18 protein-coding genes are annotated in these 23,672 nt (G+C 65.9%); 11 read left to right on the top strand and 7 right to left on the bottom strand.

What is annotated here, in order from left to right:
• The first annotated feature begins 171 nt into the window (after window positions 1-171).
• The 4 genes from SALB1_RS05935 to SALB1_RS05920 are packed head-to-tail and all read left to right on the top strand — an operon-like array spanning window position 172 to window position 5,775.
• Window positions 172-1,578, top strand: a complete 1,407-nt coding sequence (locus tag SALB1_RS05935) for an NAD(P)/FAD-dependent oxidoreductase (protein ID WP_199678708.1) — start codon at window positions 172-174, stop codon at window positions 1,576-1,578.
• Window positions 1,568-2,803, top strand: coding sequence for an NAD(P)/FAD-dependent oxidoreductase (locus tag SALB1_RS05930; protein WP_109993028.1), 1,236 nt, complete (start codon window positions 1,568-1,570; stop codon window positions 2,801-2,803). The genes SALB1_RS05935 and SALB1_RS05930 overlap by 11 nt, the downstream gene beginning before the upstream one ends.
• Window positions 2,804-2,842: 39 nt before the next feature.
• Complete coding sequence (locus tag SALB1_RS05925) at window positions 2,843-4,366, top strand: amino acid permease (protein ID WP_109993027.1); 1,524 nt, start codon at window positions 2,843-2,845, stop codon at window positions 4,364-4,366.
• Entirely contained in the window at window positions 4,363-5,775 is a 1,413-nt protein-coding gene (locus SALB1_RS05920; RefSeq protein ID WP_109993026.1) for an FGGY family carbohydrate kinase, read from the top strand. The genes SALB1_RS05925 and SALB1_RS05920 overlap by 4 nt, the downstream gene beginning before the upstream one ends.
• Before the next feature lie 17 nt (window positions 5,776-5,792).
• Here the strand turns inward: SALB1_RS05920 and SALB1_RS05915 are convergent, their stop codons facing one another.
• Together SALB1_RS05915 and SALB1_RS05910 are read right to left on the bottom strand one after the other, a co-directional pair.
• The gene (locus SALB1_RS05915) at window positions 5,793-7,745 is read right to left on the bottom strand and encodes an AMP-binding protein (protein WP_158590642.1); all 1,953 of its coding nucleotides are present in this window, start codon (window positions 7,743-7,745) and stop codon (window positions 5,793-5,795) included.
• 37 nt (window positions 7,746-7,782) lie between these two features.
• On the bottom strand, window positions 7,783-9,120 hold the full coding sequence (locus SALB1_RS05910; protein WP_109993024.1) for a cytochrome P450: 1,338 nt from the start codon (window positions 9,118-9,120) through the stop codon (window positions 7,783-7,785).
• A gap of 71 nt (window positions 9,121-9,191) precedes the next feature.
• Here SALB1_RS05910 and SALB1_RS05905 point away from each other — a divergent pair, with 71 nt between their 5' ends.
• The gene (locus tag SALB1_RS05905; RefSeq protein WP_109993023.1) at window positions 9,192-9,818 is read left to right on the top strand and encodes a 4'-phosphopantetheinyl transferase superfamily protein; all 627 of its coding nucleotides are present in this window, start codon (window positions 9,192-9,194) and stop codon (window positions 9,816-9,818) included.
• Here SALB1_RS05905 and SALB1_RS05900 read toward each other — a convergent pair.
• Window positions 9,796-10,323, bottom strand: coding sequence for an NUDIX hydrolase (locus SALB1_RS05900; protein ID WP_109993022.1), 528 nt, complete (start codon window positions 10,321-10,323; stop codon window positions 9,796-9,798). The two genes, SALB1_RS05905 and SALB1_RS05900, sit on opposite strands and share 23 nt — an antisense overlap.
• A 171-nt stretch (window positions 10,324-10,494) precedes the next feature.
• Here SALB1_RS05900 and purD point away from each other — a divergent pair, with 171 nt between their 5' ends.
• On the top strand, window positions 10,495-11,793 hold the full coding sequence (gene purD / locus SALB1_RS05895) for a phosphoribosylamine--glycine ligase (protein ID WP_109993021.1): 1,299 nt from the start codon (window positions 10,495-10,497) through the stop codon (window positions 11,791-11,793).
• Between the two features lie 389 nt (window positions 11,794-12,182).
• Here purD and SALB1_RS05890 read toward each other — a convergent pair whose 3' ends face one another.
• Together SALB1_RS05890 and SALB1_RS05885 are read right to left on the bottom strand one after the other, a co-directional pair.
• Window positions 12,183-13,421, bottom strand: coding sequence for an ISL3 family transposase (locus SALB1_RS05890; protein ID WP_199678594.1), 1,239 nt, complete (start codon window positions 13,419-13,421; stop codon window positions 12,183-12,185).
• Window positions 13,422-14,256: 835 nt separating this feature from the next.
• Complete coding sequence (locus SALB1_RS05885) at window positions 14,257-15,621, bottom strand: hypothetical protein (RefSeq protein WP_145961246.1); 1,365 nt, start codon at window positions 15,619-15,621, stop codon at window positions 14,257-14,259.
• A gap of 452 nt (window positions 15,622-16,073) precedes the next feature.
• Here SALB1_RS05885 and SALB1_RS05880 point away from each other — a divergent pair, with 452 nt between their 5' ends.
• From SALB1_RS05880 to SALB1_RS05860, 5 genes are all read left to right on the top strand, one after another.
• Window positions 16,074-17,084 carry a ligase-associated DNA damage response exonuclease gene (locus tag SALB1_RS05880; protein WP_109993019.1) on the top strand — a complete coding sequence of 337 codons (1,011 nt, stop codon included), beginning with the start codon at window positions 16,074-16,076 and terminating at the stop codon, window positions 17,082-17,084.
• Between the two features lie 68 nt (window positions 17,085-17,152).
• A complete protein-coding gene (msrA, locus tag SALB1_RS05875; protein WP_109993018.1) occupies window positions 17,153-17,611 on the top strand; it encodes a peptide-methionine (S)-S-oxide reductase MsrA in 459 nt (152 codons plus the stop codon).
• 78 nt (window positions 17,612-17,689) lie between these two features.
• A complete protein-coding gene (locus SALB1_RS05870; RefSeq protein WP_255414508.1) occupies window positions 17,690-19,189 on the top strand; it encodes a patatin-like phospholipase family protein in 1,500 nt (499 codons plus the stop codon).
• Window positions 19,186-20,235 carry a preprotein translocase subunit SecA gene (locus tag SALB1_RS05865; protein WP_109993016.1) on the top strand — a complete coding sequence of 350 codons (1,050 nt, stop codon included), beginning with the start codon at window positions 19,186-19,188 and terminating at the stop codon, window positions 20,233-20,235. The genes SALB1_RS05870 and SALB1_RS05865 overlap by 4 nt, the downstream gene beginning before the upstream one ends.
• A gap of 47 nt (window positions 20,236-20,282) precedes the next feature.
• Complete coding sequence (locus SALB1_RS05860; protein WP_109993015.1) at window positions 20,283-21,254, top strand: DUF302 domain-containing protein; 972 nt, start codon at window positions 20,283-20,285, stop codon at window positions 21,252-21,254.
• 101 nt (window positions 21,255-21,355) lie between these two features.
• Here SALB1_RS05860 and SALB1_RS05855 read toward each other — a convergent pair whose 3' ends face one another.
• Window positions 21,356-23,014, bottom strand: a complete 1,659-nt coding sequence (locus tag SALB1_RS05855) for a murein L,D-transpeptidase (RefSeq protein ID WP_158590641.1) — start codon at window positions 23,012-23,014, stop codon at window positions 21,356-21,358.
• Window positions 23,015-23,064: 50 nt separating this feature from the next.
• Window positions 23,065-23,664, bottom strand: a complete 600-nt coding sequence (locus tag SALB1_RS05850; RefSeq protein WP_109993013.1) for an LON peptidase substrate-binding domain-containing protein — start codon at window positions 23,662-23,664, stop codon at window positions 23,065-23,067.
• Window positions 23,665-23,672: the final 8 nt, after the last annotated feature.

The following is a 23,672-nucleotide window of genomic DNA, read 5'->3' as shown; positions in this document are numbered from 1 at the left end:
AACGAACCGCCCGCCTCATGCGTTACATGTGGCAGGCGACCGCTTCGTGTCTGCTTCCGGTGCAGAGCATGATTGTGCAAGCGCACCTGGACTTTTTGTGGTTTTTATATTTACTTGGTGACCGAATTGTGAAATAACGGTCATAAGAGCCACATTGGTTGACGAGTGATCGTGGAATCCCGGGGAGAGCGCAGCGAAGGTATATACGATGTCGCCGTGATCGGCGGCGGTGTGGTCGGGTGCGCGGTTGCCCGGCGCTTCACGCTCGAAGGCGCCCGCGTTGTCCTGCTCGAAAAAGCGCACGACATCCTCGCCGGCGCCAGCAAGGGCAACAGCGCAATCCTGCATACCGGTTTCGACGCGCCCGAGGGCAGTCTGGAGCTGGCCTGCATGCAGGCGGGCTATGCCGAATACCGCGCGATCCACGAGTCCTTGAACCTGCCGTTGCTGGCCACCGGCGCCATCGTGGCGGCGTGGAGCGAGCACGACGAAGCTGAGCTCGATGCCATCGTGGCGCGGGCGCATGCCAACGGCGTGGACAACGTGCGGCGCATCGATCGCGCCGAAGTGCTGGCGCATGAGGCGCAGCTCAATCCGGCGGTGCGCGGCGGCGTGCTGGTGCCCGACGAGCATGTAATCGATCCGTGGTCGGCCCCGTTGGCGTATCTCACCCAGGCTATGGCCAACGGCGCCGAGGTGCGGCGCGACTGCGAGGTCACGAGCGGCGCGTTCGACGGCTTGGCCTGGCAGCTTGATACCAGCCGCGGCCGGATCGCCGCGGCTCAAGTCATCAACTGTGCTGGGCTGTACGGCGACTTGGTCGAACAAAGCCTGCTGGGCGAGGCACATATGCAGATCCGACCGCGCAAGGGCCAGTTCGTGGTCTTCGACAAGGCCGCGGCGGCGCTGGTGGATCATATCCTGCTGCCCGTGCCTCAGCCGCGCACCAAGGGCGTGGTGGTCACCCGCACGGCCTACGGCAACTTACTGGTCGGCCCGACCGCCGAGGAACAGGACGATCGCGAGCATGCCCGGGTCGATCGCGACACTCTCGAGGCGCTGATCGCGGCCGGTGCCGAACGCCTGCCGGCGCTAGCCGACATGCCGGTAACCGCGGTCTATGCCGGGCTGCGTCCGGCGACCGAAGACAAGGAGTATCGGATCCGTCACGAGCCGGCGCGCCACTGGCTCACGCTCGGCGGCGTCCGCTCGACCGGGCTGACCGCCGCGCTCGGCATTGCCGCCCACGCCTACGCGCTCTACCGCGAGCACGTCGAACACAGCCCGCTGGCATCGCCTGTGGTGCCAGCGGTGCCGAACATCGCCGAGCATCGACCGCGCGACTGGCAGACCGCCGGTTACGGCGAGATCGTCTGCCACTGCGAGTTGGTGACCCGGCGCGAGATTGAGGCCGCGCTGGCTTCGCCCCTGCCGCCGGGCGATATCGGCGGCCTCAAGCGGCGTACGCGAGCCTGCATGGGGCGCTGCCAGGGTTTCTACTGCGGCGCCCACGTGGCCCAGATCGCCGGCGATGCGCTGGCGACCCCGTTGTCGACGGGAGCGGCGCATGATCACTGAACTCGATTGCGACGTGGTGGTGATCGGTGCCGGCCCGGCCGGTCTGGCCGCGGCCACGGCATTGCGCCATGCGGGCGTGAACCGGGTACTCGTGTTCGAACGCGAGCCCGAAGCCGGCGGCATTTCGCGCCACTGCGCGCACCCGCCCTACGGCGTGCGCGAATACGGCCGGCTGATGACCGGGCCGCGCTATGCCCGACGCAACGTCGCTGCGGCCGAAGCCGCCGGGGTGGATATCCGTACGCGGCACACGGTGGTCGCCCTGCATCCCGGCGGCGGACTCGATCTGGCCACGCCCGATGGCGCGCTGCGCGTAGCCGCCCGGCGCGTGCTGCTGACCACCGGCGCGCGCGAGACGCCGCGCTCGGCCCGGCTGATCTCCGGCGATCGCCCGGTGGGCGTGATCAATACCGCGACCCTGCAATCGGCGCTGTATCTCGAACATTTCAAGCCGTTCGAGGCGCCGGTGATCGTCGGGACCGAGCTGGTGAGTTTGTCGGCGGTCATGAGCTGCCGGCGGGCCGGCATTCGCCCGGTCGCGGTGATCGAGCGCAACCCGCGTCCGACCGCGCGGTGGCCTCTCACCTTGTTCCCGCGCTTGTGCGGTATTCCCGTGCACTTGAATACAACACTCGCCGGCATCGAAGGCCGCGAGCGCGTTGAAGGCGTCCAGCTCGCCGGGCCCGACGGTACGATCTCTACGCTTGCCTGCGACGGCGTGCTGTTGACCGGCCACTTTACCAGCGAATCGAGCCTCGCACGACTGGCGCCGCATCTGGCGGTGGACGCTGCGAGCTCGGGGCCGGTGGTCGATCAATACGGGCGCTGCAGCGATCCGGCCTACTACGCCGCCGGCAATGTCCTGCGGCCGATCGAAACCGCCGGCTGGTCCTGGCGCGAAGGGCGCGCCGTGGCCGGCTTCATCGCCGCCGATCTGGACTACGGCTTGCCGGCGGCCGAGGAGTTCGTACCCGTGCGCGTGGCGCCGCCCGTGAAGTACTGCGTGCCGCAACGCTTGGTGCGCAGCGCGCGCCCCGGGCTGGCCGAGCTGCAGCTGCGGGTGACCGAACCGGTCCGCGGCACACTGACGGTCTCCGATGGCACCCGCCCGTTGTGGTGGGCCTCGGGGGCATTCTTGCCCGAGCGGCGCATCCGCATACCGCTCGGTGATCCGGCTTTTCTACGCGCGCCGGCTCTCGAAATCGGTTTCGAGAGTCCGCCGTAGCGAGGGCGTTTTCATTATCTAAATTGCCAGGGGGCAACCATGACCGATCAGAGAGTTTCGAGAGGTTCTGCCGGACCGGGCGCCGATGTCGCCGAATTCGGTTATACCCAGGCCATGCGACGCGGTACGCGATCCTTCGCTTCGTTCGCGGTTGCCTTCGCCTTCGTTTCCATTGCCACCGGCATCTTCACCACCTACGGGGCAGTGCTCCAGTCCTCCGGGCCGGCCGGCATCTGGACCTGGCCGGTCGCGGTGGTGGGCCAGCTCATGGTGGCGCTCTTGTTCGGCTCGCTGGCCGCGCGCATCCCGGTGACCGGCTATTCCTATCAATGGGTGTCGCGCCTGGCCAACCCGGTGCTCGGCTGGATCATGGGCTGGATCTCGTTCACCTTCCTGGCGATTGTGGTGGTCGCGGTCGACTACACCATCGCCTCCACCGTTCTGCCGGTGCTGTTGAACTACACCGGCACGCCGGGCAACGCTTGGTGGGTCACCGCAGTCGTGCTGGCCGGTCAGGCGCTGCTGGTGGCGTTCTCGACCCGCTGGACCGAACGGGTGAACAACGTCGCGGTGACCGCCGAACTGGTCGGCATGCTTTTGCTGGTGGTTCTGCTGCTGGCGGTGGGTGCGATCATGCGCGGGCTGGATTTTTCCAATCTGGTATCGACCGGATCGATCAGCCACGAAGGTTATTTCAGCTTCGGCAGTCTGCTCCACGTCGGCCCTTGGATGATGGGCACGCTGCTCGGCTCGTTCACCATCGTGGGTTTCGAGTCGGCCGCCAATCTGGCGGAGGAGACGGAGCAGCCGGCGCGCGTGGTGCCGCGTGCCATGGCCCAGGCCGTGATCGCCTCGGGCGTGCTTGGCTTCGCGTTCCTGATCGCGGTCACGCTGCTGGCGGGTGACCCGGTGGCCCTGGCCCAGTCGGCTACGCCGATAGCTGACGTGATCGCGCGTGTGCTCGGCCCGGTCGTGGGCACCGCGTTGCTGATCATGGTGGTGGTCGCCATCTTTGCCTGTGGCATGGTGATTCTCATGACCGGCGTGCGCCTCGTCTGGGCCATGTCGCGCGACGCCCGGTTCCCGGGACATGCCTTGTGGTCGCGCATCTCGCCGCGTTTCGGCACGCCGCTGGCGGCCACCGGGCTGGTGTTCGTGCTCGGCGAACTGCTGTTGGCGATCTTTGCGTTCCAGACCGATGCGCTGTTCGCGTTGTTCTCGGCGGCCACGCTGCTGCCGTCGGTGATCTATGCCGCTACCGTGCTGCTGTATATCGTCAAGCGCCGCGATCTGCCGCCCAGCAAGGGATTCACGCTCGGGCCTTTCGAGGTGCCGGTGATCGTACTGGCCTCGATCTGGCTGATCTTCGAACTGCTGATCTTCCGTGACATCTCCTTTTTGAGCTCCTGGGTGTATGTCGCGATCATGGTGGCCATCGGGGCGGTGTATCTCGGTTGGCTGCTGGCGAGCCGTGGCGGCACGGCTGGCCTGGCCATGCCGGACATGCATTCCGTAGACGCCGAGCTGGAGGCCGATGCCGCCAAGGCCGGAGCCCGGGGATGACGCGCGTTCTCGCCATCGATCAGGGCACTTCCGGCACCAAGGCGCTCGTGGTCGACGACGACGGCCGGATCTGCGGGGTGGCCGAACAGCCGGTCACGCCCGACTATCTTGCCGGCGGCGTGGTGGAGCAGGATCCGAAGGCCTTGCTGGATTCGGTGCTGGCGGCCGGCCGGGCCGCCCTGTCCGAGGCCGGTGTCGACGTGGATATCGTCACCCTCGCCAACCAGGGCGAGACGGTTCTGGCCTGGGACCCCGACACCGGTGCGCCGCTATCGAAGATGATTGTCTGGCAGGATCGACGCGCCGAGGGCATCTGCGGCGAGCTGGCTGCTCACGCCAAGCCGCTGGCCGAGAAAACTGGGCTGGTGCTCGATCCCTATTTCTCGGCGCCCAAGATGGCCTGGCTGCGGCGACACGTGACCCGCCAGGGCGTGGTCACGACCTCCGACAGCTGGCTGATCCATCAGTTGACGGGCGCGTTCGTCACCGATGTCACCACGGCCAGCCGGTCGGCGATCTGCGGTCTGGACGATCTGGCTTGGGATCGCGAACTGCTTGACTGGTTCGGGTTGGCCGACGAGCGCCTGCCGGAAATCGTGGCCTGCGACGAAATCGTGGGCATGACCGATGCCTTCGGACAATCCGTGCCGGTCGGCGGCCTGGTGGTGGACCAGCAGGCCGCGCTCGTCGGCGAGAACTGCCTGGCGCCGGGCGAGGCCAAATGCACGTTCGGCACCGGAGCCTTTGTTCTGGCCAATATCGGTGAGACGCCGACGCGGTCGACGAGCGGCCTCACGACATCGGCCGCCTGGCGCCTGCGCGATCGCAACCAGTACTGCGTGGACGGTCAGGTCTATACCGCGGCTTCGGCCGTTCGCTGGCTGGCGGAACTGGGCTGGATCGGCAGGGCCGCGGACCTGGACCAAGTCGCGGCCGAAACCTCACAGGGGGCGTTCTGCGTGCCGGCCTTCGCCGGCCTGGCCGCGCCCTGGTGGCGGCCCGAGGCGCGCGCCCGGTTCACGGGCATGAACCTCGCCACCTGGCCGTGCCATCTGGTGCTGGCGGTATTGGAAGGGATCGCGGCACAGGTTGCCGAGCTGACCGATCTTATCGGCACCGACGCAGGCCAACCCATCGAGCGGTTACGGGTCGATGGCGGGCTCACCCAGTCGCAACGGCTCATGCAGGCGGTGGCGGACCTCACCCAGAAGCCGCTCGAAGTGTATCCGCATGCCCACGCGACGCCGATGGGAGCGGCCGCGCTGGCGCGTATGGCGATCGATCCACACGACGAAATCCGGCTGGCCGATGCGGTCATCGACTGGCAGCCAAGCGTGGTGTACGAGCCGAGCTGGTCTGCTGATCGCGCCGAGACGTTCCGCGAAGCCTGGCGGGCGCAGATCGGCTGAAGGTGCACGGGTGTGCCTCAGGCCGCGGTTTCACGCGCCAGAAAGGCGGCCAGATCGTTGATCGTCGGATAGTCAAACAAGTCGTTGATTTCGATGGTATCCGGCCAGCGCGCCTCGATGCCTTCGTGGATCTGGGCCAGCTCCAGCGAGGAGAGTCCGATCTCGAACAGGTCGTCGCCGGGGCCGATTTGCTTGTCCGGGGCGACTTCATCACAGATGGCCTTGAGTTCGTCCGCGAGGCCGGCGCCAGCCGGCGCGTCGGCAGACGTATCGCGGGTTGCCATCAACGCATCCAGCTCGGCGACGACATCGTCGAAGCCGCCCTCGGCATAATCGCGGGCGAGGGTGGCGCGTTGCAGCTTGCCGCTGGTGGTCTTGGGGATCTGGCGCACCGGGATCACGTGATCCACCGCCAGGCCGGTGCCGTGATTCACGCGCTGCGCGACCGCGCGCGCGATGGGCACGAAATCCTCGGTATGGCCGCGAAAGACCACGAAAAACACCAGTTCGTCGGCGTCCGCGCCGGGCGCGCGCACGCCGGCCGCGGCGACCTTGTTCAGCTCCACGCCGTCGGCGGCCTGGGCGATGGCTTCCAGATCCTGGGGATAATGGTTGGCGCCGTTGATGAAGATGATGTCCTTGGCGCGCCCGGTGATGTACAGGTCGCCCGCATGCACGAAGCCGAGATCGCCCGTATCCAGCCAGCCGTCGCCGACCCGTGCCGCCGCATTGGCCGCGTCGTTGGCGTAATAGCCGGCGGTAACGTTGGGCCCGGCGATCCAGACCCGGCCGACCGTGTCCGCGCCCAGCGCTCGGCCGTCGGCATCGGCGATGCGCAGATCCGCGCCGACGACCGGGGTACCGAGATTCACCAGTTCGATGGCGTTGTCGGAATCGTCGAAGCGCACGGTGTCGCCGATGCCCAGCTCGCCGCGCGCGACCCTGACCGTGGACAGGCCGGCGCCGGCCGGCGGGAAGGTCGCCGCCAGGCTGGCCTCGGCCAGCCCGTAGACACAGAACATGACGTCGGGCGACAGGCCGGTCGGCGCGAGTGTTTCCAGAAATTCACGTGCCAGCGGCGCGGCGATCGGTTCGGCGCCGTTGTAGATCAGGCGGACATGCGACAGATCGATATCCGGCAAGCCCTTGGCGCTGATCGCGCGCAGTGTGTGGCGATAGCCGAAGTTCGGCGAACACAACAGCGTGGCTTTCTTCTCGGCCGCCTTGTCCAGCCACAGCAGTGGGCGCCGGGCGAACAGATCGGTCGCCATCAGGTGATGATTGAAGGCGTGGCAAAGCAACGTCAGATGGAACCCGATCAGGCCCATGTCGTGGGTCAGCGGCATCCAGGAGAGGGCGATTTCGTGCGCGCCGAATGCCGAGCCTTCGGTGATGGCCGCGATGTTGGCCAGTACGTTGGCATGGGTCAGCACCACACCCTTGGGATCGCCGGTCGAGCCCGAGGAGAACTGGATGAAAGCCGTGTCGTTGGCCGCCAGGGTGGCCTGCTCGGCGGCCTGCTCGACCGCCGGCGGCTCGTCCGACAACGCCGTTTCGGCCAGGCGTTCGCCGGCGGCGGCTGCGCCGTTGTTTTCGAAATAGCCGAGAATGCGCTCCATGTGCCGCGCGTCGGTGACTACGCGCGGCTCGTCCATGTGCGCCCAGACCTTGGCCAGCTTGGCCAGATGCGCATCGGTCGCCCCGGCGGCCACCGGCACCGGGATCAGCCCGCCGTAGATCGCCGCCCAATAGAACTGCACGAAGCGCAGGTTGTCGGCGATGTACAGAATGATCGGCTCGCCCGGCGCCGCGCCTTCGGCCTGTAGCACGGCCAGCATGCGCAGGGCGGCGCGCTTGAGCAGGCGATAACTCAGGCGGCGCTCGTCGTTGGCGCCGTCTATGAAGCCGATCTCGCCGTCGGTTTCGGCCGCGGCGTCGAGCGCGTCGGCCAGCGTATTGAACGAAGTCATAACGTGGGTCATTCGCGCCGCAAAGCGACGGGTTTGATTACCGGGGCGTCAATTGTAAATAAATTCCGTCCGCCGGCCGTAGATTGATTGCCGATTCGATCGCCGGCTCGCCGTCGCCGAGCCAGGTCGGGGTGAACCGGCGCAGCAGCGTGGCCAGATGCACGCGCATTTCGGTGGCGGCCAGATGCTCGCCGATACAATGCCGCGGGCCGGCCGCGAACGGCAGGTAGGCCAGGCGATGGCGCGGTTCATCCGCGCGTGCGAAGCGGTCGGGGTCGAAGCGTTCCGGGTCGCGCCAGTAGCCGGGATGACGCTGCAGCAAATAAGGGCTTACGAACAGCTGTGTACCGGCGGCGAGGGTGTGATCGCCGAGTCTCTGATCGGTCAGCGCGCGGCGCGACAGCAGCCAGCCCGGCGGATACAGCCGCAGCACCTCGGCCACGACCCGGTCGGTGTAGGCCAGCGTTTCGCGGTCGGCGCCGCCGGTCTCGCGCAGCCCGCTTTCGTCCGTCGCATCGACTTCGGCCTGCATGCGCGCGCAAACGTTGGGGTGGCGGGCGATCAGATACCAGGCGAAGGCCAGTGCGCTGGCAGTGGTTTCGTGGCCGGCCACGATCAGCGTCATGACTTCGTCGATGATGGCCGGGCGGCTCATCGGCTCGCCATCGCGATTGCGTGCGGCCAGCAGATGGCCGAGAAAATCGAAGTCTTTGCGCGGGCCTTCGGCTAATCGGCGCTCGATGATGGCGTCGACGGTCTGTTTCAGGCGATGAAAACGGGCGGCGAAACGCAGGTCGCGCGCCGGCTCCTCGGTCAGCAGCGCAAACGGATTGGCGCCGTCTTCCACCAGCCGGGCGTAGTCCGCGCCGAAGATCGACTTGAGCACGATCACGAGCGTGAGTTCGCTGGTATGACTTTCGGCCTCGAGCGTATCGCCGCGCTCGGCCACCTGCTGCCAGCGCTCGGCCAGCGCGAGATTCTCGGCCACGATCATGACGTTGAAATCGGCCAGACGGCGCGGGCGGAAGGCCGGCTGGATCAAGCGCCGCTGGCGGGTCCAGAAATCGCCCTCGCTGACCATGATGCCGTTGCCCAGCAGAATCTTGACACGGTCCAGCCCCATGCCTTTCGTATAGTCGTGGGCATGGCGGACGAGCACCTGCTGGGCCAGCGCCGGGTCGTTGACGATCCAGTGCGCGGGGCCGCCCCCGGTCGATGGCACGGCGAACAGATCGCCGTATTCGGCTTGCCAGGCCACGAGCTGCCGGCGGGTGGCATCATCCGGCGCCACCGGGAACGCGGTCGCCGGACCGGGCAGGCCGTCCGCCGTGGCATGATTGAGTGTCGACTCGTTGGATTCGCGCATCGCGGTCATGCCCGGCGCCTCGCCCCAAGTGCGATGCGATAGCCACAGCGAAACATCATGATTGCGTTAAATAATCATTTATGCTTGTAGTATACATCGTCCTCGATCCGGCGCGCGAGGCGCTTTTTGCCGAGCGTGCCGCGACCCGGGCGCCGCCGACCTATTGTGCGCGCGTCGAGGCGATGGGCAGTCCGGCGGCCCGAGCGCGGACGATGGCCGGATTGTGGCTGCTCGAACAGGGGCTTGCCCTCCTGGATCTGCCGTCGGACCGGATCGAGGGATTGGGCTTCGGCGCCGGGGGACGGCCGCAGTTCGCCGACGGGCCGTCCTTCAGTATTTCCCACAGCGGCCGGCTCGTGGCCTGCGCGGTCGACGCCGAGGGCGTCATCGGGCTCGACGTGGAGCAACGCCGCGACGGCATCTCGCCGCGGCTGCGGCGCTGGGTCGCGCCGGACGGCGATTTTTTCGCCGCCTGGTGTGCGCGCGAGGCAGCCGTCAAGGCGAGCGGGCGGGTCGGTCTGGCTCGCATTCGTGCCACGACCATCGATGGCGCGTTCGCCTGCCTGGACGGTCACCGCTGGCATCTGTTGCCGTTGTCGCTGGCGCCCGGTTATGCCGCCTGCCTCGCGACAGCGCGCACCGTGGCGCCGGCGGCGATCGAATGCGTCGACGCCGGCGATCGACTCAGCCGCGCTCGCGCCGGATGAAGTACAGGCCGGTGTAGATCTTGGGGTCGACCGGCAGGCCCTCGGTTTCGCGCGCGGCGAGCCAGTCGTCGATCCTGTCCAGGGCGACGGCATGCACGGTGATGTCTTCGCTGTCATCGCCGCCGCCGGGACCGACGCGCGCCAGATCGTGGGCGCGATAGAACCATTGCGTCTCGCCCGACAGGCCGGCGCTGGGCGGCCCTGCGGTCATGTATTCCAGCCGCGCCGGCCGATAGCCGGTTTCCTCTTCCAGTTCGCGCGCGGCGGCTACGGCCAGGGCTTCGTCTTCCTCGCCGGCAATATCGCCCACCAACCCGGCCGGCAATTCCAGCACGGGTCCGCCCAGCGCGGGGCGGGGCTGTTCCACCATGAGCAGTTCATCGTCGGGCGTCACGGCCACGATCACCACGGCCCCGCGCGCGTTGATCCGGTCGACGAATTCCCAGGTGTCGATGCGCTGGAGCCGCAGGTAGTCGCCTTCGTAGAGTATTTCGGTATCGGCCATCGGAGGGTTGGGTGAACAAACGATGGGCGGAGTTTAGGGCCTGTGGCCGTCTTACGCGACGCCATGCCGCAGCACGCCGCATATGGGCTTTGTTAAGCTTGCGCCGCACCGGCGCGCCCGCTCGATAGCGCATGCCGGTTTCCACAGCAACCGCCCGGGGCGAAATCCAGCATGAGCAAGGCAGCGCATCGTATTCTCATCGTCGGCGGCGGCGGCCGCGAGCACGCCCTGGCGTGGAAACTGGCGGCCTCGCCTCGGGTGGCGCATGTGTATGTCGCCCCCGGCAATGCCGGCACCGCCACCATGACCGATGTCAGTAATGTCGCGATTGGTGTGGACGAGCTCGACGCCCTGCGCGATTTCGCCCTCGACAACGCCGTTAGCCTGACCGTGGTCGGGCCCGAGGCGCCGCTGGCGATCGGCATCGTGGATATGTTCGAGGCGGCCGGGCTGGCCTGTTTCGGCCCGCGGCAGGCGGCGGCGGAACTCGAGGCCAGCAAGGCGTTTTCCAAGGATTTCCTGGCCCGTCATGCCATTCCCACTGCCGACTACGCCACCTTCGCGGATTACACGGCGGCCGCGGCCTATATCCAGGCGCGCGGCGCGCCGATCGTGATCAAGGCCGATGGCCTCGCCGCGGGCAAGGGCGTGACCCTGGCACACACGGTTGACGAGGCGCTGGCTTCGGCCCGCGACATGCTCGAGGACAACGCCTTCGGCGATGCTGGTGCGCGTATCGTGGTCGAGGAATTTCTCGCCGGCGAGGAAGCCAGCTTCATCGCCATGGTCGACGGCACGCATATCCTGCCGCTGGCCAGTTCACAGGATCACAAGGCCGCCTACGACGGCGATACCGGCCCGAACACCGGAGGCATGGGGGCGTATTCACCGGCGCCCGTGGTCACCGACGACATCGCCGAGCGCGTGATGAACGAAGTGATGCGCCCGACCGTGGCCGGGCTGGCCGCGGATGGCCGCCCGTTCACCGGATTCCTGTATGCCGGCCTGATGATCGACGAGACCGGCGCGCCGCGGGTGCTGGAGTTCAACGTCCGCATGGGCGACCCGGAAACCCAGCCGATCATGATGCGGCTGGAATCCGATCTGGTAGATCTGCTGGAAGCCGCCATCGCCGGGCAGCTCGATTCAGTGGACGCACGCTGGCGCGATGAAGTCGCGCTCGGCGTGGTCATGGCGGCGGGCGGTTACCCGGGCGCGTATGCCAAGGGCGATGTGATCGAAGGGCTCGACCGTGCCGTGGCCGAAGATGTCGAAGTCTTTCACGCCGGCACCGCGCTCGATGACGACGGCCGGGTGGTCACCAGCGGCGGCCGGGTGTTGTGCGTCTGCGCGCTCGGTGCCGACGTGGCCCAGGCCCAGGCCAAGGCTTATCGTGGCGTGGCCGCCATTGATTGGGCCCATGCCGCCTATCGCCGCGATATCGGCCATCGGGCGATCGATCGCCTGTAGCTGCCGGACAATTCGCGAAACCGAACCCTGGTGTTGTTTCGGAAGCGGGTTGATCCACAGATTAAAAACTGTGTTTTCCGCAGATTGACGCGGATGCCAAGAAACGGGTGAATGACGAGACTGGGTGCCTGATGTCGAGGACAAGGGCATACAACGGCCTCTTGAAATCTGTGCGATCTGCGTAATCTGTGGATAGAGCAAATGTGTCGTATCAGCTCGCGAGGGGCGATTACTCGCGTGTCATGGTTTCCCGGCCGGGGTTGTTCCGGAAGCGGGTTTATCCGCAGATTACGCAGATTTCACAGATTCGAAAATAATGCTTGTCCGCGGATCGACGCAGATTAGCGCAGATCTTGAGAAAAGGGCTCTTGTGACATGGTTTGAGCCAATCATCCGGTCAGAGCGTACAGGCCAAGGGGTGGTTCGGGCGTTGCGCTTTGCCGGATTTTGAGTTTGAAGTATTCGGTATCGAGCAGTCCGCGAGCGCGTTTACGGATCAACCCGATCGCGACGTGGCCGCCTTCGAGTCGGGCGGTGGTGATGGGGTGGGCCGCGTAGTTGCAGATCCCGGTGCGATGCCGCTGTAGCATCGCCACGAAGCGTTTCATGGGGGCCAGCCCGGTGGCCTCGGCCAAGGCACACCAGGCATCCAGGCGCTGGCCCATGACGGTGAAGCTCGCTGGGGCGTGCCACAGTTGCTGGAGCTGTTCTTTCAAGGCATAGACTGCGTTGAGCGGGCCATTGACGGCGAGCAACCGATCGAGTCGCGCGGCCTGGCTATCGCTCAAGCGTTCGGCGTTTTTGAGCAGCAGATAACGGCTGCCAACCAAGACCTGCTTGTCGGCGTGGGTTGCCCGCTTGAACTCGGTTCGGCGGACGGTATCGATCACCTTCGAATACTGCTGCATGACATGGAAGCGATCGAAGACGATGGCGGCGTTCGGCAACGCCTCGGCCACCGCCTGTTCAAAGGGCTTCCACATATCCATGGCTACGGCCTCGATGCCCTGGGCAACGGGCTCATCGAGCTGATCGAAAAACGCCGTCAGGCCGGCCTTGCGACGGCCCTCGGTGACCCATACCAGATCGCCGGACTCGAGGTCGTAGACGATGGTCAGATAATCATGGCCCTTGGCGCGGGCGACCTCGTCGACGCCCAGATGCCGCAGGCCGGTCAGTGCGCCAGGATCCAGAGCCGGCAGATCACGCGTCAACGCCCGTTCGTCCATAGCCTTGACCGTACGCCACGCCAGGCCGGTGTAAGCCGCGACGGCGGCGATGCTGATATGCCGAGCCAGTTGGCTGACAAACCGCGCATAGCGGCGTGTGAAGCCATGGCCGGGCTCGACGAACGACAGCCGTTCCATACGGCGATCCGTCGCCCCGATCTTGAGCTGACAGTACGCGATCGAGAGCGTCACTGAGCGGCCCCAGATCGGCAGATCCTGAACCTCGCGACGCAGCCGTCGATTGACGGTGCCTCGTGCGCCGCTCCGGTGATCCACCGGCACGAAGCGGCGATCGCGGTCGCAGTGAAACACCAGCGTGCCACGAGCTTCGTCCCACGCCACGCCCTTGACGCACTGCCCGCGCAGACCAACAATCCAACTTGGGATGGTTGCCGCCATCTACAAACCCCTTCTGTATTTGTGTAGGAGCTTGTATTGAAACGGATTTGTCGGCGGCAGTCATCCCTCTCTAGCGCATGTCAGTGCAGAAGAGCCGAGAAAAGGAATACGCCATGATCGCGGCTTGGCCCGTCTGTATGTGGTGTTTCCCGGGCGAGCGGTCTAATCGCCCCCGCGCCCCCCTCGCCATCTGCGTGATCTGTGTCGATCTGCGGATAGAAAACTGCGTCGTACCGGCACGCGAGGGGCGATTACTCGCGCGTCATGGTCTCCCGGGCGGGGGGTTATTCCGGAAGTGGATTTATCCGCAGATCGACGCAGATTAACGCAGATGCCAAGAAACGGGTGAATGACGAGACTGGGCGCCTCATGTCGAGGACAAGGGCATACAAAGGCCTCTTGAAATCTGTGCAATCTGCGTAATCTGTGGATAGAAAAACTGTGCCGTATCAGCTCGCGAGGGGCGATTACTCTCGCGTCATGGTCTGTTAGGCGGGCGGTGTTCCGGAAGCGGGTTTATCCGCAGATTTCACAGATTAGAAAATAATGCTTGTCCGCAGATCGGCGCAGATTAACGCGGATCAAAAATAGGCCGAACGCTTGTATTGCGTGCGCTCGCGTCATGCCGAGGAAGCGTACTTCGCAGCCACCTCTTAAAAATCTGCGTAATCTGCGCAATCTGTGCAATCTGTGGATAGATGCCTTCGGGCAATAGGAACAGCTGTGGTCGGTGACGCCCCGGCGCGTTTGTCGTGGGCACAAAAAAGCGGGCGCCGAAGCGCCCGCTTTAAGTCCGGCGAACCGCCCGGCGAGCCGGACGGTTGCGGGATCGCACTTACTTCTTGATCAGATCGCCGTCGAAGTAGAAGGCGGCGGTCAGATTGAAGCGGCCGTGCCAGTCGCCGTCGTTCTGGCCGACGAAAGCCATGCCGCCGTTCTTGGCCTCGATCCACTCTGCCCAGATATCCACCGGGCCGGCGAACATGGCGATGCCGGTGGTGTTTTCCTGGACGTCGCCGATACGGGCGCCCGTGTTGTCGTAGTCGCCGTAGCCGGAGTGCAGATAGCCGTAGTCGTTATAGACTTCGAAGCTGCTGATCGGGCCCATATTGCTGACGTTGAACGTCCGTCCCACGCTGGCCGAGTACAACTGACCCTTGGCCGGCATCCGATAGCCGTAGCCATAATCCTCGAACGGTACAGTCTGCGTCCGCCCCCCAGCGATATCACTCGGGATGTTGTACTTGTAGTCGACGAACTGGCCCTGCAGCACCCAGTTGCCCAGGTCGGCCTCGGCGGCCAGGGTACCGGCCCAGCGGGTGCCGTACTGGGTGTTGCCGTTGGTGTCGGTGTACTCGAGCTCGCCACCGCGGCCCGCGACCGACAGGTTCAGCGTATTGCCGCCGTTCAGCTTGATAGTGCGGCCCAGACGGGCGTTACCGCCGTTGACCAGACGGGCGCCGCTAACCGTGAAATCGTCGGTCTTGTCGTTGGGCGTGCCGTTGTTATTGGTGGTGCTGCTGCTGTTCGGGTTGGCGGCGTAGGTGGTCTGCTGGCCAAGGCCCTGATTCTTGAAGGCATCCAGGTCGAAGCGCCAGCCGTTATTCTCGTACTTGTACCCGATGCCGGCGGCCTGGTTGTCGGTGAAGCCGGCATAGTAGTTCAGGTTGCCCCAGAACGACTGGTAGCCGTACGGCAGGTTGCCGAAGGGCACCTGGAACATGCCGCCCTTGACCTGGCTGTTGTCGTTGGGGCCGAAGTCGTACGCGGCCCAGGCGTTATGCAGATACTGCCCCTTATTGAAGTTCACGTTGGACCAGCGATAATCGGCGGCGTAGGTGAGCTTGCCGTACTGGCCGGCCACGTTCAGGTCGAAGTAGTCGAGGATCAGATCCCCGGCACCGGCATTGTTACCGCCGTAATTCTTCTTCTGGTATTCCGCGACCACACCACCGCCGATGGTGAGCTTCTTGGTCGGGCCGGAAGACTGCGAGCTTGTGTTGGCCGGTGTCTCGCCTTTTAACTGCTGTTCCTGCTGGGTCTTCATGTCCTGCACCTGCTGCTGCAGCTGCTGGATCTGATCCTGCAGCTGTTGCAGGGTGGGCTGGCTGACACTGCTGTTGGCGGCGGCCTGTACCGACCACAGCGCGGTGCAACCGCACACGGCGAGTGCCAGGGTCTTGGCTGGATGTTGACGCATCATTATTCTCCCTACTCCCTTTTTAAAAAGCATTGTGCCGAACGAGGCGCTCGGATTTGCGAATCGTTTGGCGCTACCGCCGCAAAATGGCAATGGCGACCCACGACTACTGCGACGGATGAGCGATCGGTGTCAGGATCCGCCCCAGCGGCCCTGATCCGGCCGGCCGATCGACGATCGCGATCGACACACGACGCTGGCCAAAGCAACAGATCGCAACCGATTTCGACGTCCAACGAATTGCCCCCGTGGCAAGTAGTCCGCGAACTCCCTAGTTATTCGCGTTATCAACATACCACTAATGTACTAGCAATTTAAATCCCTGCGGATAAAAAACTTTAATGCCGCGTTTCCATACGCACTGGTGATGACCAATTTTTTTTACCTTTCACCGCAGCGGCTTACACTGGCCTGCCAATTCCGGCCGACGCAACGAGAGACGTGTATCCAGCATGCTGATCAAGCCGACCGAACGCGGTCTGTATTGCAGGGCCGGGGATTTCTACATCGATCCGTGGCGGCCGGTCGAACGCGCGTTGATCACGCATGCGCATGCCGATCACGCCCGCCCCGGGCACGGGCGCTACTGGACGGCGGCGCCCGGCGAGGCGTTGTTGCGGCATCGGCTGGGCGCCGACATCGATTGTTCCGGCGTTGCCTACGGCGAATCGCTGCGTTTCGGCGACGCGCAGGTGTCGTTCCATCCGGCGGGGCACATCCTCGGTTCGGCCCAGATCCGGGTCGAAGCGGGCGGCGAGGTATGGGTGGCGTCCGGCGATTACAAACGGGCGCATGACCCCACCTGCGCCGATTTCGAGCTCGTGCCCTGCGATACCTTCATTACCGAGGCCACGTTTGCGCTGCCGGTCTATCGCTGGTCGTCCAGCGCCGAGGTGGCGCGGGAGGTGGCCGCCTGGTGGCGCGACAACGCCGCCGCCGGGCGGGCCAGCGTGCTGTTCTGTTATGCGCTCGGCAAGGCCCAGCGGTTATTGGCCGAACTGGGCCAGCGCGATGATCTGCCGGCGGAAAGGGCGTTTCTACACGGCGCGCTGGTGCCCCTGACGCAGGTTTATCGCGCGGCCGGTATCGAAATGCTGGCCACCGAACCGGTTTCGGCGCAGCCCAAGGATCGTGATTGGTCCACGGCACTGGCGCTGGCGCCGCCCTCGGCGGCCGGTTCGCGCTGGATGCGCCGTTTCGGCGAGCATCGCAGCGGATTTGCCTCGGGCTGGATGCGGATTCGCGGCAACCGCCGCCGGCGCGGCTACGATCGGGGTTTCGTGCTGTCGGATCATGCCGACTGGCCGGGGCTGATCGATACCATCAAGGCCACCGGTGCCCGCCGCGTACTCGCGACCCATGGCCGCACGGATGTACTGGTGTCGTATCTGCGCCAGCGCGGCATCACGGCCGAGCCGCTGGTCACGGATTATGCCGACGGCCCGGAGCGCGAGGACAGCTGATGTGGGCGATTGCCACCCAGCGTACGCTATGATGATGCCATCGACTCGCCATCAACGAGAGGTCGATCATGGCTGTCGCAACATTTGCGATGGGATGCCTCTGGAAGCGGGAGCGGATCTTGCGCCGCATCCACGGGGTTGCGGCTACGGCGGTGGGCTACGTTGGCGGCGATGCGCTGAATCCAGTCGGCCCGCAAGTCGGCGCCGGTCTCACCGGCCGCGCCGAAGTGGTGCAGGAGTCGTACGACCCGGAGCGCATCGGTTACACGGTAGGGCTGGATGTGTGCTGGCAGCATCACGATCCGGACACCCGGGATCGACAGGGCGCGGACGTGGGACGCCCGTATCGGTCGGCGATGTTCACCCACGGCGATGCCGAGCGCGCCGCAGCGCGGGCCAGCCGGGACGCGCATCCGACGCAACGGAGCCGGCCGGTTGTGAGCGAAATCGAGCCGCTGCGGGCCCTCTATGGCGCCGAGGATTATCATCAGCGATTTATGGAAAAGACCGCTACGCTGTGTTGCTAGTCGACGCCCGGGCCCGGGCGTGCGTCGCAGGGGGCGAGCCCAAACGCTGGCGGCGACCGCCGCGCGGTCATTGAGATGGTGAGGCGTCGATCCGATGCGCCCAAAGTGCGCCGTGCGCGGCGGGCGCTGTCCCTGCCGGATCATGCCGAGGATCGAGCACGTCTGGCGTTGCATCGAATGGAACGGTCGCTGGTTCGCGCCCGGCTCGAGCGTCCGAATCTCCTGCCCGATGCCGACTACCAGAATCTACGCTATGCCATCGGCCTGGCGCGGCTCGGGCGTTTCCGGCCGTTCAATCAGCCGGACGGCTCGGAGGTCGATATCGATATGGCCCCGGTGCTGCCGCTGCGCGACTGGCTGCTCAATCATCTGCACGATCCGCTACGCCTGCCGTCGCCGGTCGAGGACAAGCTGGCAATCGCGCGCGAGGCGGCCGGCGTGGCCCGTTCGCGCGCCGCACGCGTACGCGCTGCCCTGCTGGATACGCATCGCGACGATTTCGACGCGGCCGCGCTCGATCGCGAGGCCGGCCAGCGCGCGCTGGTGGTTGTCGCCGGCGGGGGCGGCGGGGGCGGCTATGTCTATGCCGGCGCCTTCGCCTGCCTGGCCGAGGCCGGGTTGGTACCCGACTACATCGTTGGTAACTCGATGGGTGCGATCCTCGGTCTAATGCGGGCCCAGCACCGCTACGCGGATATCGACGAGCACATCGATTTCGCCGCCGGACTGAAAAAGAGCGATATCTATTCGGCCGCGCGCCGGCGGCGCAGCGAATTCTGTCTGGGCGGCCTGTTCCACCTGCATCTGACCGCGCTGCATCAACGGTTTGCCACCGGCAATCTGCGCCGCCCGCTGCGCCTGGACGAGCTGGATATCCCGCTGGACGTGATCGTCGCCGGGTTGAAGCGCCATTCGTATGAACGTCTGTCGCCCGAAATCCGGGCCGGGGAAGCACGCGCGGCGCGTCTGCTGCCGTTACCCGTGCGCGTGGCCTCGCGGCTGACGCGCATCCTGCAGTTCTTTCGCAGCGACATGGTGGTGCCGATCGTGCTCGGCCGCGATACCACCACGCGATCGCTGCATGCGGTGGATGCGGCCGGTTTCTCGGCGGCGGTGCCCTCGATCCTGCAATACGAGCCGGGCGCGCGCGCCGGGTCGACGCGCGAAATTCTTTCGCACCTCATGGCGTATCACGAACTCGTGGCGCTGGTGGATGGCGGTGTCGCCGACAACGTGCCCACCCGCGCGGCCTGGCGCGGTGTGGCGGCGGGCCGCGCCGGCGGCACCCGCAACGGTTATTACCTCGCCTTCGACTGTTTCCTGCCGCATGTCGATCCGAAGAACCTCTGGCTCTGGCCGATCACCCAGACCGTGCAGCGCCAGATGCGGGTGAACCGGGTCTATGCGGATACGATGGTGCGCTTCCAGCGCACCTTGTCGCCGACGAATCTGGTGCCCGGCCGGGCCGGGCTCGAACTGGCCGTGGCGTGGGGGCGGCAGGCCATGCAGGAAAAACTGCCGGAAGTGCGCGCCATGCTGGCACCGGCGACGCTCGACGCGGCCCCGGGGGCGCGATGAGCCTGAGCGAACACGTCGGCCGTCGCGAGACACCGGACCCGTTCGCCGTGGTCTCGGGCGATCGCAGCCTGACCGAGCGCCTGCTGCTGCTCTGGGATCTGGCCATCATCGGGCTGGTGACGATCAACCTGGCGTTGATCATCTTCGACACGCTGTTCGCCATCGCGCCGGTGGGCCATGCCGTCGGCGCGGTCTGGCCCAGTGCCCACGATTGGTATGCGCAGCATGTGCACCGGAATTTCACCGCCATCGATCTGGCGTTCGTCAGCGTGTTCGTGCTCGACGTGCTGGCGGGCTGGGTGTTGGCGATCGTGCAGCAGCGCTACCCGCGCTGGTATTTCTATCCGTTCGCGCGCTGGTTCGACGTGCTCGGCTGCATCCCGGTGGCCGGTTTTCGTTTTCTGCGCGCGCTGCGCGTGATCTCGATCGTGATGCGCCTGCAACGGCTCGGCGTAATCGATATCCGCGGCGGGTGGCTCTATCGCCAGCTGATGGTGTACTACGACATCGTGGTCGAGGAGATCTCGGACCGGGTCGTACTCAAGGTACTGACCGGCGTGCAGGACGAGATGAAGTCCGGCGGCCAGCAACTCTCGCGCCGGATCGTGCGCGATGTGATCGCGCCGCGGCGCCGTCCGTTGACCCGTGCGGCCAGCGCCCAGCTGGAGTACGCGATCGTGGCGGCCTACCGCGGCAATCGCGATCAGATCCAGGCCTATCTCGGTCGTATCGTGGGCCGGGCCGCGGATGCCAATCCGGCGCTGAACAACCTGGAACGCGTGCCGATGCTGGGGCGTTATGTTTCCGAGGCCATCGATGACGCTATCCGCGACACGGTCAACCAGGTGCTCGACGAAGCCGTGGACGGGCTGTCCTCGGAGGAATTCGACGCGCTCGTGGGCAACCTCGTCGAGGCGGCCATCGAGCGGTTGCTGGCCCAGGAGGTCGGCGCGGCCTCCTCGGAGATTCGCGATGTCACCATCGAGGTTCTCGAACTGGTCAAGGAACAGGTCGCCGTACAGCGCTGGCGCGCGCATTTCGAATAGCGCTAAAGTGAGCGCCGACGGCGCATGCGGTACGGATTCGGCCAGCGATGCACACAACCCGGGATCGATATCCGCTCATCGGCTTGATGATGCTCGTCATCCTGCTCGGCGGTTGCAAGATCGATTGGCTTGATGCGCTGGGTATCCACAAGCACAACGACAATACCGCCCGGGTCGGCAACACGAACGTGCCCGGTCTCGATGTCGCCGTCTCGGACTACGGGTTCGCCCAGACCTACGCCAATCTCGAACAAGCGATCGGCCGTAACAACTACTACCGCACGCTCAAGACGGATCTGCAGTCCGAGGCCGGCAACGCCGGTCGCAGTATCCGGCCGATACGCGTGATTCTGTACCAGGATCCCGGCCGGATGACGCCGCTGATTGCGGCCGATCGCCGCGCCGGACTGGATCTGCCGCCGGCGATGCTGGTCTATCAGGACAGCCGGAACAACGTCGGCGTGGCCTACAACAGCAGCGATTATCTGGCGGCACGCTACGACCTCGCGACTGCAAGGGACGCGCTCGACGGGCTGGGCCGGGACGAGGCGACGCTGGCGAACGATGCATCGGGCCAGGATATCTCGCGCACCGGCAGCGTCAGCAGTATCCGTCAGGGCGAGGGGCGGGTCGATCGCACCAGTGGCCACAATTTCGATACCACGCTCGCCAACCTGATCAACGCGATCAAGAACAACAGCAACCTGCAGCTACTGCAGCAGTTCGATCATCGGGCGGCCGCGCACAGTATCGGCAGCATGCTCGACGCCAACGATGACCCGTCCACCCTGGTGGTGTTCGATGCCGGCGCCGAACAGGCCCGGGTGATCGCCGGCGGGCAGACCGTGGCGGTCGATCTGCCGGCCCGCATTCTCGTTAGCCAGGGCACCGACGGCACAGTGCATGTGAGCTACAGTCAACCGAGCTATCTTGAGACCCGTCACAACGTCGCGGCTGCGAACGCCATCAGCGATTTCGACGGCACCCTCCGCAGCCTGGTCGGCAAGGCGGTCAATTAGGGGCTTGTGGCGGTGTCGACAAACCCCTGCTCCGTCTACCGGCTGTTAAAGACAATCATTTATCGGCAGGTCAGTTTGGTGCGTAGCGCGTACCCCGACGCTCAGTGCGTGGGTGCCGATGCTGACCTGCGGTCAGTCGGCAGGGCGGCCAGCGCCCGTGCCAGCCGGAGGTCGCGGCCATACAGGTCGCGGCGGAAATTGACCCCGTCGGCATTGACGAAGGCGGTCCAGTACATGAGATAGACCGGCAGCGGCCGGGCCAGGTTCACGCGCTGGCGCTGGCCCTGGTGCATGGCCCGTTCGATGCGGGTGGCGTCCCAGTCGTCGCGGCCGGCCAGCGCGAACCGGGCCAGCGCCAGCGGTCGGGCTACGCGCACGCAGCCGTGGCTGAGATCGCGCTGGTCGCGGTTGAACAGCTGGTCGGCGGGCGTGCTGTGCAGATACACCGCATAACGATTCGGAAACATGAATTTGACCAGTCCGAGCGCATTATCGGGGCCGCCGGCCTGGCGCACCTGCAAGCGGCCCGCGACGACCGCCTGCAGGTGTTCGGGCGTGATCGCGAGCGGCGTGGCATTGGGGCCGAAGGCGCGCACGATCTGGAAGTCGTGGCGCGCCATGTACTGCGGATCGCGCTGTGCGTGCGGAATGATTTCATCGACCGCAATATGGTGCGGCACGTTCCAGAACGGCCGGAAGATGAGATAGCGCATGCGATCGGCGAACACTGGCGTGGCGCGATTGTTGTAGGTGCCGCCGACGATGACTTTCATCGCTAGCGCGGTGGTGCCGTGGTCAACCGCCTTCAGCGAAAAACCGGGGATATTGACCGCAATGTAGCGAGCGCCGAAGTCGTCCGGCATCCAGCGCCAGCGTTCGAGGTTCAGTTTGAGCGTGTCGATGCGCGCGGCCACCGGCACATCCAGCGCCGTCAGCGTATTCGGACCGACGCGGCCATCGGCGTGCAGGCCGTGTCGCCGCTGGAAATGACGTACCGCATCTTCCAGGCGCGGCGTATAGCGATCCGCGCTGCCGGCCGTGGCCGGGGCATCGCCCAGGTCGCCGCCGATACGCAGGCGTTGGCGCAGCGCGGCAATACGCGGATCGTGCATGCCGGCGCGCAGGGTTGGCCCGGCGGCGATTCGCGGCCAGCCGCCACTCGCCTGAATCGCTCGATACTGCGCCAGCGCGGCGGCCAGCTGCCGATAGCGCGCGTGGGCGGGTTGCAGTGCATCAAGGATTCGGCCCGGGTCGTCGTCGTGCACGGCCGCGGTCAGGCGTTGGCGGTAGTTGTCGTCGGCCGCATGGTGACGCCAGTCGCTGCGAATCGACGCGTCGCGTACCCGGCCGCGGTTGATGTCGTGAGCCAGCTGCATGAAGGCGCGGCTGAGCGCGACGTCCTGATGCGCCAGCGCAGCCGGCGGACGCGCGCCCGGCGTCTGCAGCGCGGCCCAGTCGGTCGATCCGATGTAGTCGCGCCGGGACAGGCCCTGGGTGTCGATGTGCTCGAGATAATCGAGCAAGCGCGCGCCGGCCGGGCCCGGCTCGTATGTTTCAGTATCGAACCAGGCTGGGGCGTCGTCGCGCTGCCGGTAGAAGCGCAGCAGGGCCGCCCGGGTGGGATCAGCGTTCGTCGGCGCGGCCGCGAGCTGTTTACGGATCGCCTGTGCTATCGCGCCCGGGCGCTGGGCTTGTTTGTCGCTGCCGGCCTGGGGGCCACGGGGCGGGGCGCTGGCGCAGCCGGCCAGCAGTATTGCCACAAAAAGTCCGAGCCACGGGCGCGCCTGACCCCGGCGCAGACAGCGTCCCGTCATCGACGCGACCGCGTGCCGGCGTTTTCGATCTCGATCATCGGCCGGATCCGGCGCAGCCGCTCCTGCGGGTCGTCGGTGGTCAGCAGGTCGTGCTTGGTGGCCGCGTCGAAGGGCAGCAGCTCGGTCAGCCGGGCCGACAGCCAGCTGGCCGAATCGTAGTCGATCGAAGCGCTGTCGTAGGGCAGGCCAGCGTCGGCGATCAACGCGGCCACGATCTCCTTGAGCGGCGCGAATTCGATCGGGCAGGGGCCATCGCTGGTTTCGTCCACCGGCGTGACCTCGCCCCACCACAGGCCATTGGCGCTCTGGCGCGTATCTTCGATCGCCACCCGTGTATGGCCGTGCGCGGTAATACCCAGCGCGCCGTCGGACAGGCGGTCGAAATCGACGATCGATACGCGCGTGCCCATGGCGCGCGGTTCGGCGAAATCCCCGTGCCGCGCCGGACGGGCCGTACAGACCACGAAATCCTCCTGGCTGCGCATGCAGTGCGACACCATGTCCAGGTAGCGCGGCTCGAAGATGCGAAGCGGCAGGAGGCCCCCGGGGAAGACGACCGTGGACAGCGGAAACAGGGCATGTTCGGTATACGGCATGGTGATCG

The sequence above is a fragment of the Salinisphaera sp. LB1 genome (assembly GCF_003177035.1).
In the GTDB taxonomy this organism is placed as follows: domain Bacteria; phylum Pseudomonadota; class Gammaproteobacteria; order Nevskiales; family Salinisphaeraceae; genus Salinisphaera.
Note: the sequence above shows the minus strand (reverse complement) of the source record. Positions and strands in the feature narration are given on the sequence as shown.

Coding starts and splice junctions, on each gene's coding strand:
- SALB1_RS05930 (WP_109993028.1), top strand. CDS start 1,568: ATGATCACTGAACTCGATTGCGACGTGGTGGTGATCGGTGCCGGCCCG.
- SALB1_RS05925 (WP_109993027.1), top strand. CDS start 2,843: ATGACCGATCAGAGAGTTTCGAGAGGTTCTGCCGGACCGGGCGCCGAT.
- SALB1_RS05920 (WP_109993026.1), top strand. CDS start 4,363: ATGACGCGCGTTCTCGCCATCGATCAGGGCACTTCCGGCACCAAGGCG.
- SALB1_RS05915 (WP_158590642.1), bottom strand. CDS start 7,745: ATGACTTCGTTCAATACGCTGGCCGACGCGCTCGACGCCGCGGCCGAA.
- SALB1_RS05910 (WP_109993024.1), bottom strand. CDS start 9,120: ATGACCGCGATGCGCGAATCCAACGAGTCGACACTCAATCATGCCACG.
- SALB1_RS05905 (WP_109993023.1), top strand. CDS start 9,192: ATGCTTGTAGTATACATCGTCCTCGATCCGGCGCGCGAGGCGCTTTTT.
- SALB1_RS05900 (WP_109993022.1), bottom strand. CDS start 10,323: ATGGCCGATACCGAAATACTCTACGAAGGCGACTACCTGCGGCTCCAG.
- purD (WP_109993021.1), top strand. CDS start 10,495: ATGAGCAAGGCAGCGCATCGTATTCTCATCGTCGGCGGCGGCGGCCGC.
- SALB1_RS05890 (WP_199678594.1), bottom strand. CDS start 13,421: ATGGCGGCAACCATCCCAAGTTGGATTGTTGGTCTGCGCGGGCAGTGC.
- SALB1_RS05885 (WP_145961246.1), bottom strand. CDS start 15,621: ATGCGTCAACATCCAGCCAAGACCCTGGCACTCGCCGTGTGCGGTTGC.
- SALB1_RS05880 (WP_109993019.1), top strand. CDS start 16,074: ATGCTGATCAAGCCGACCGAACGCGGTCTGTATTGCAGGGCCGGGGAT.
- msrA (WP_109993018.1), top strand. CDS start 17,153: ATGGCTGTCGCAACATTTGCGATGGGATGCCTCTGGAAGCGGGAGCGG.
- SALB1_RS05865 (WP_109993016.1), top strand. CDS start 19,186: ATGAGCCTGAGCGAACACGTCGGCCGTCGCGAGACACCGGACCCGTTC.
- SALB1_RS05860 (WP_109993015.1), top strand. CDS start 20,283: ATGCACACAACCCGGGATCGATATCCGCTCATCGGCTTGATGATGCTC.
- SALB1_RS05850 (WP_109993013.1), bottom strand. CDS start 23,664: ATGCCGTATACCGAACATGCCCTGTTTCCGCTGTCCACGGTCGTCTTC.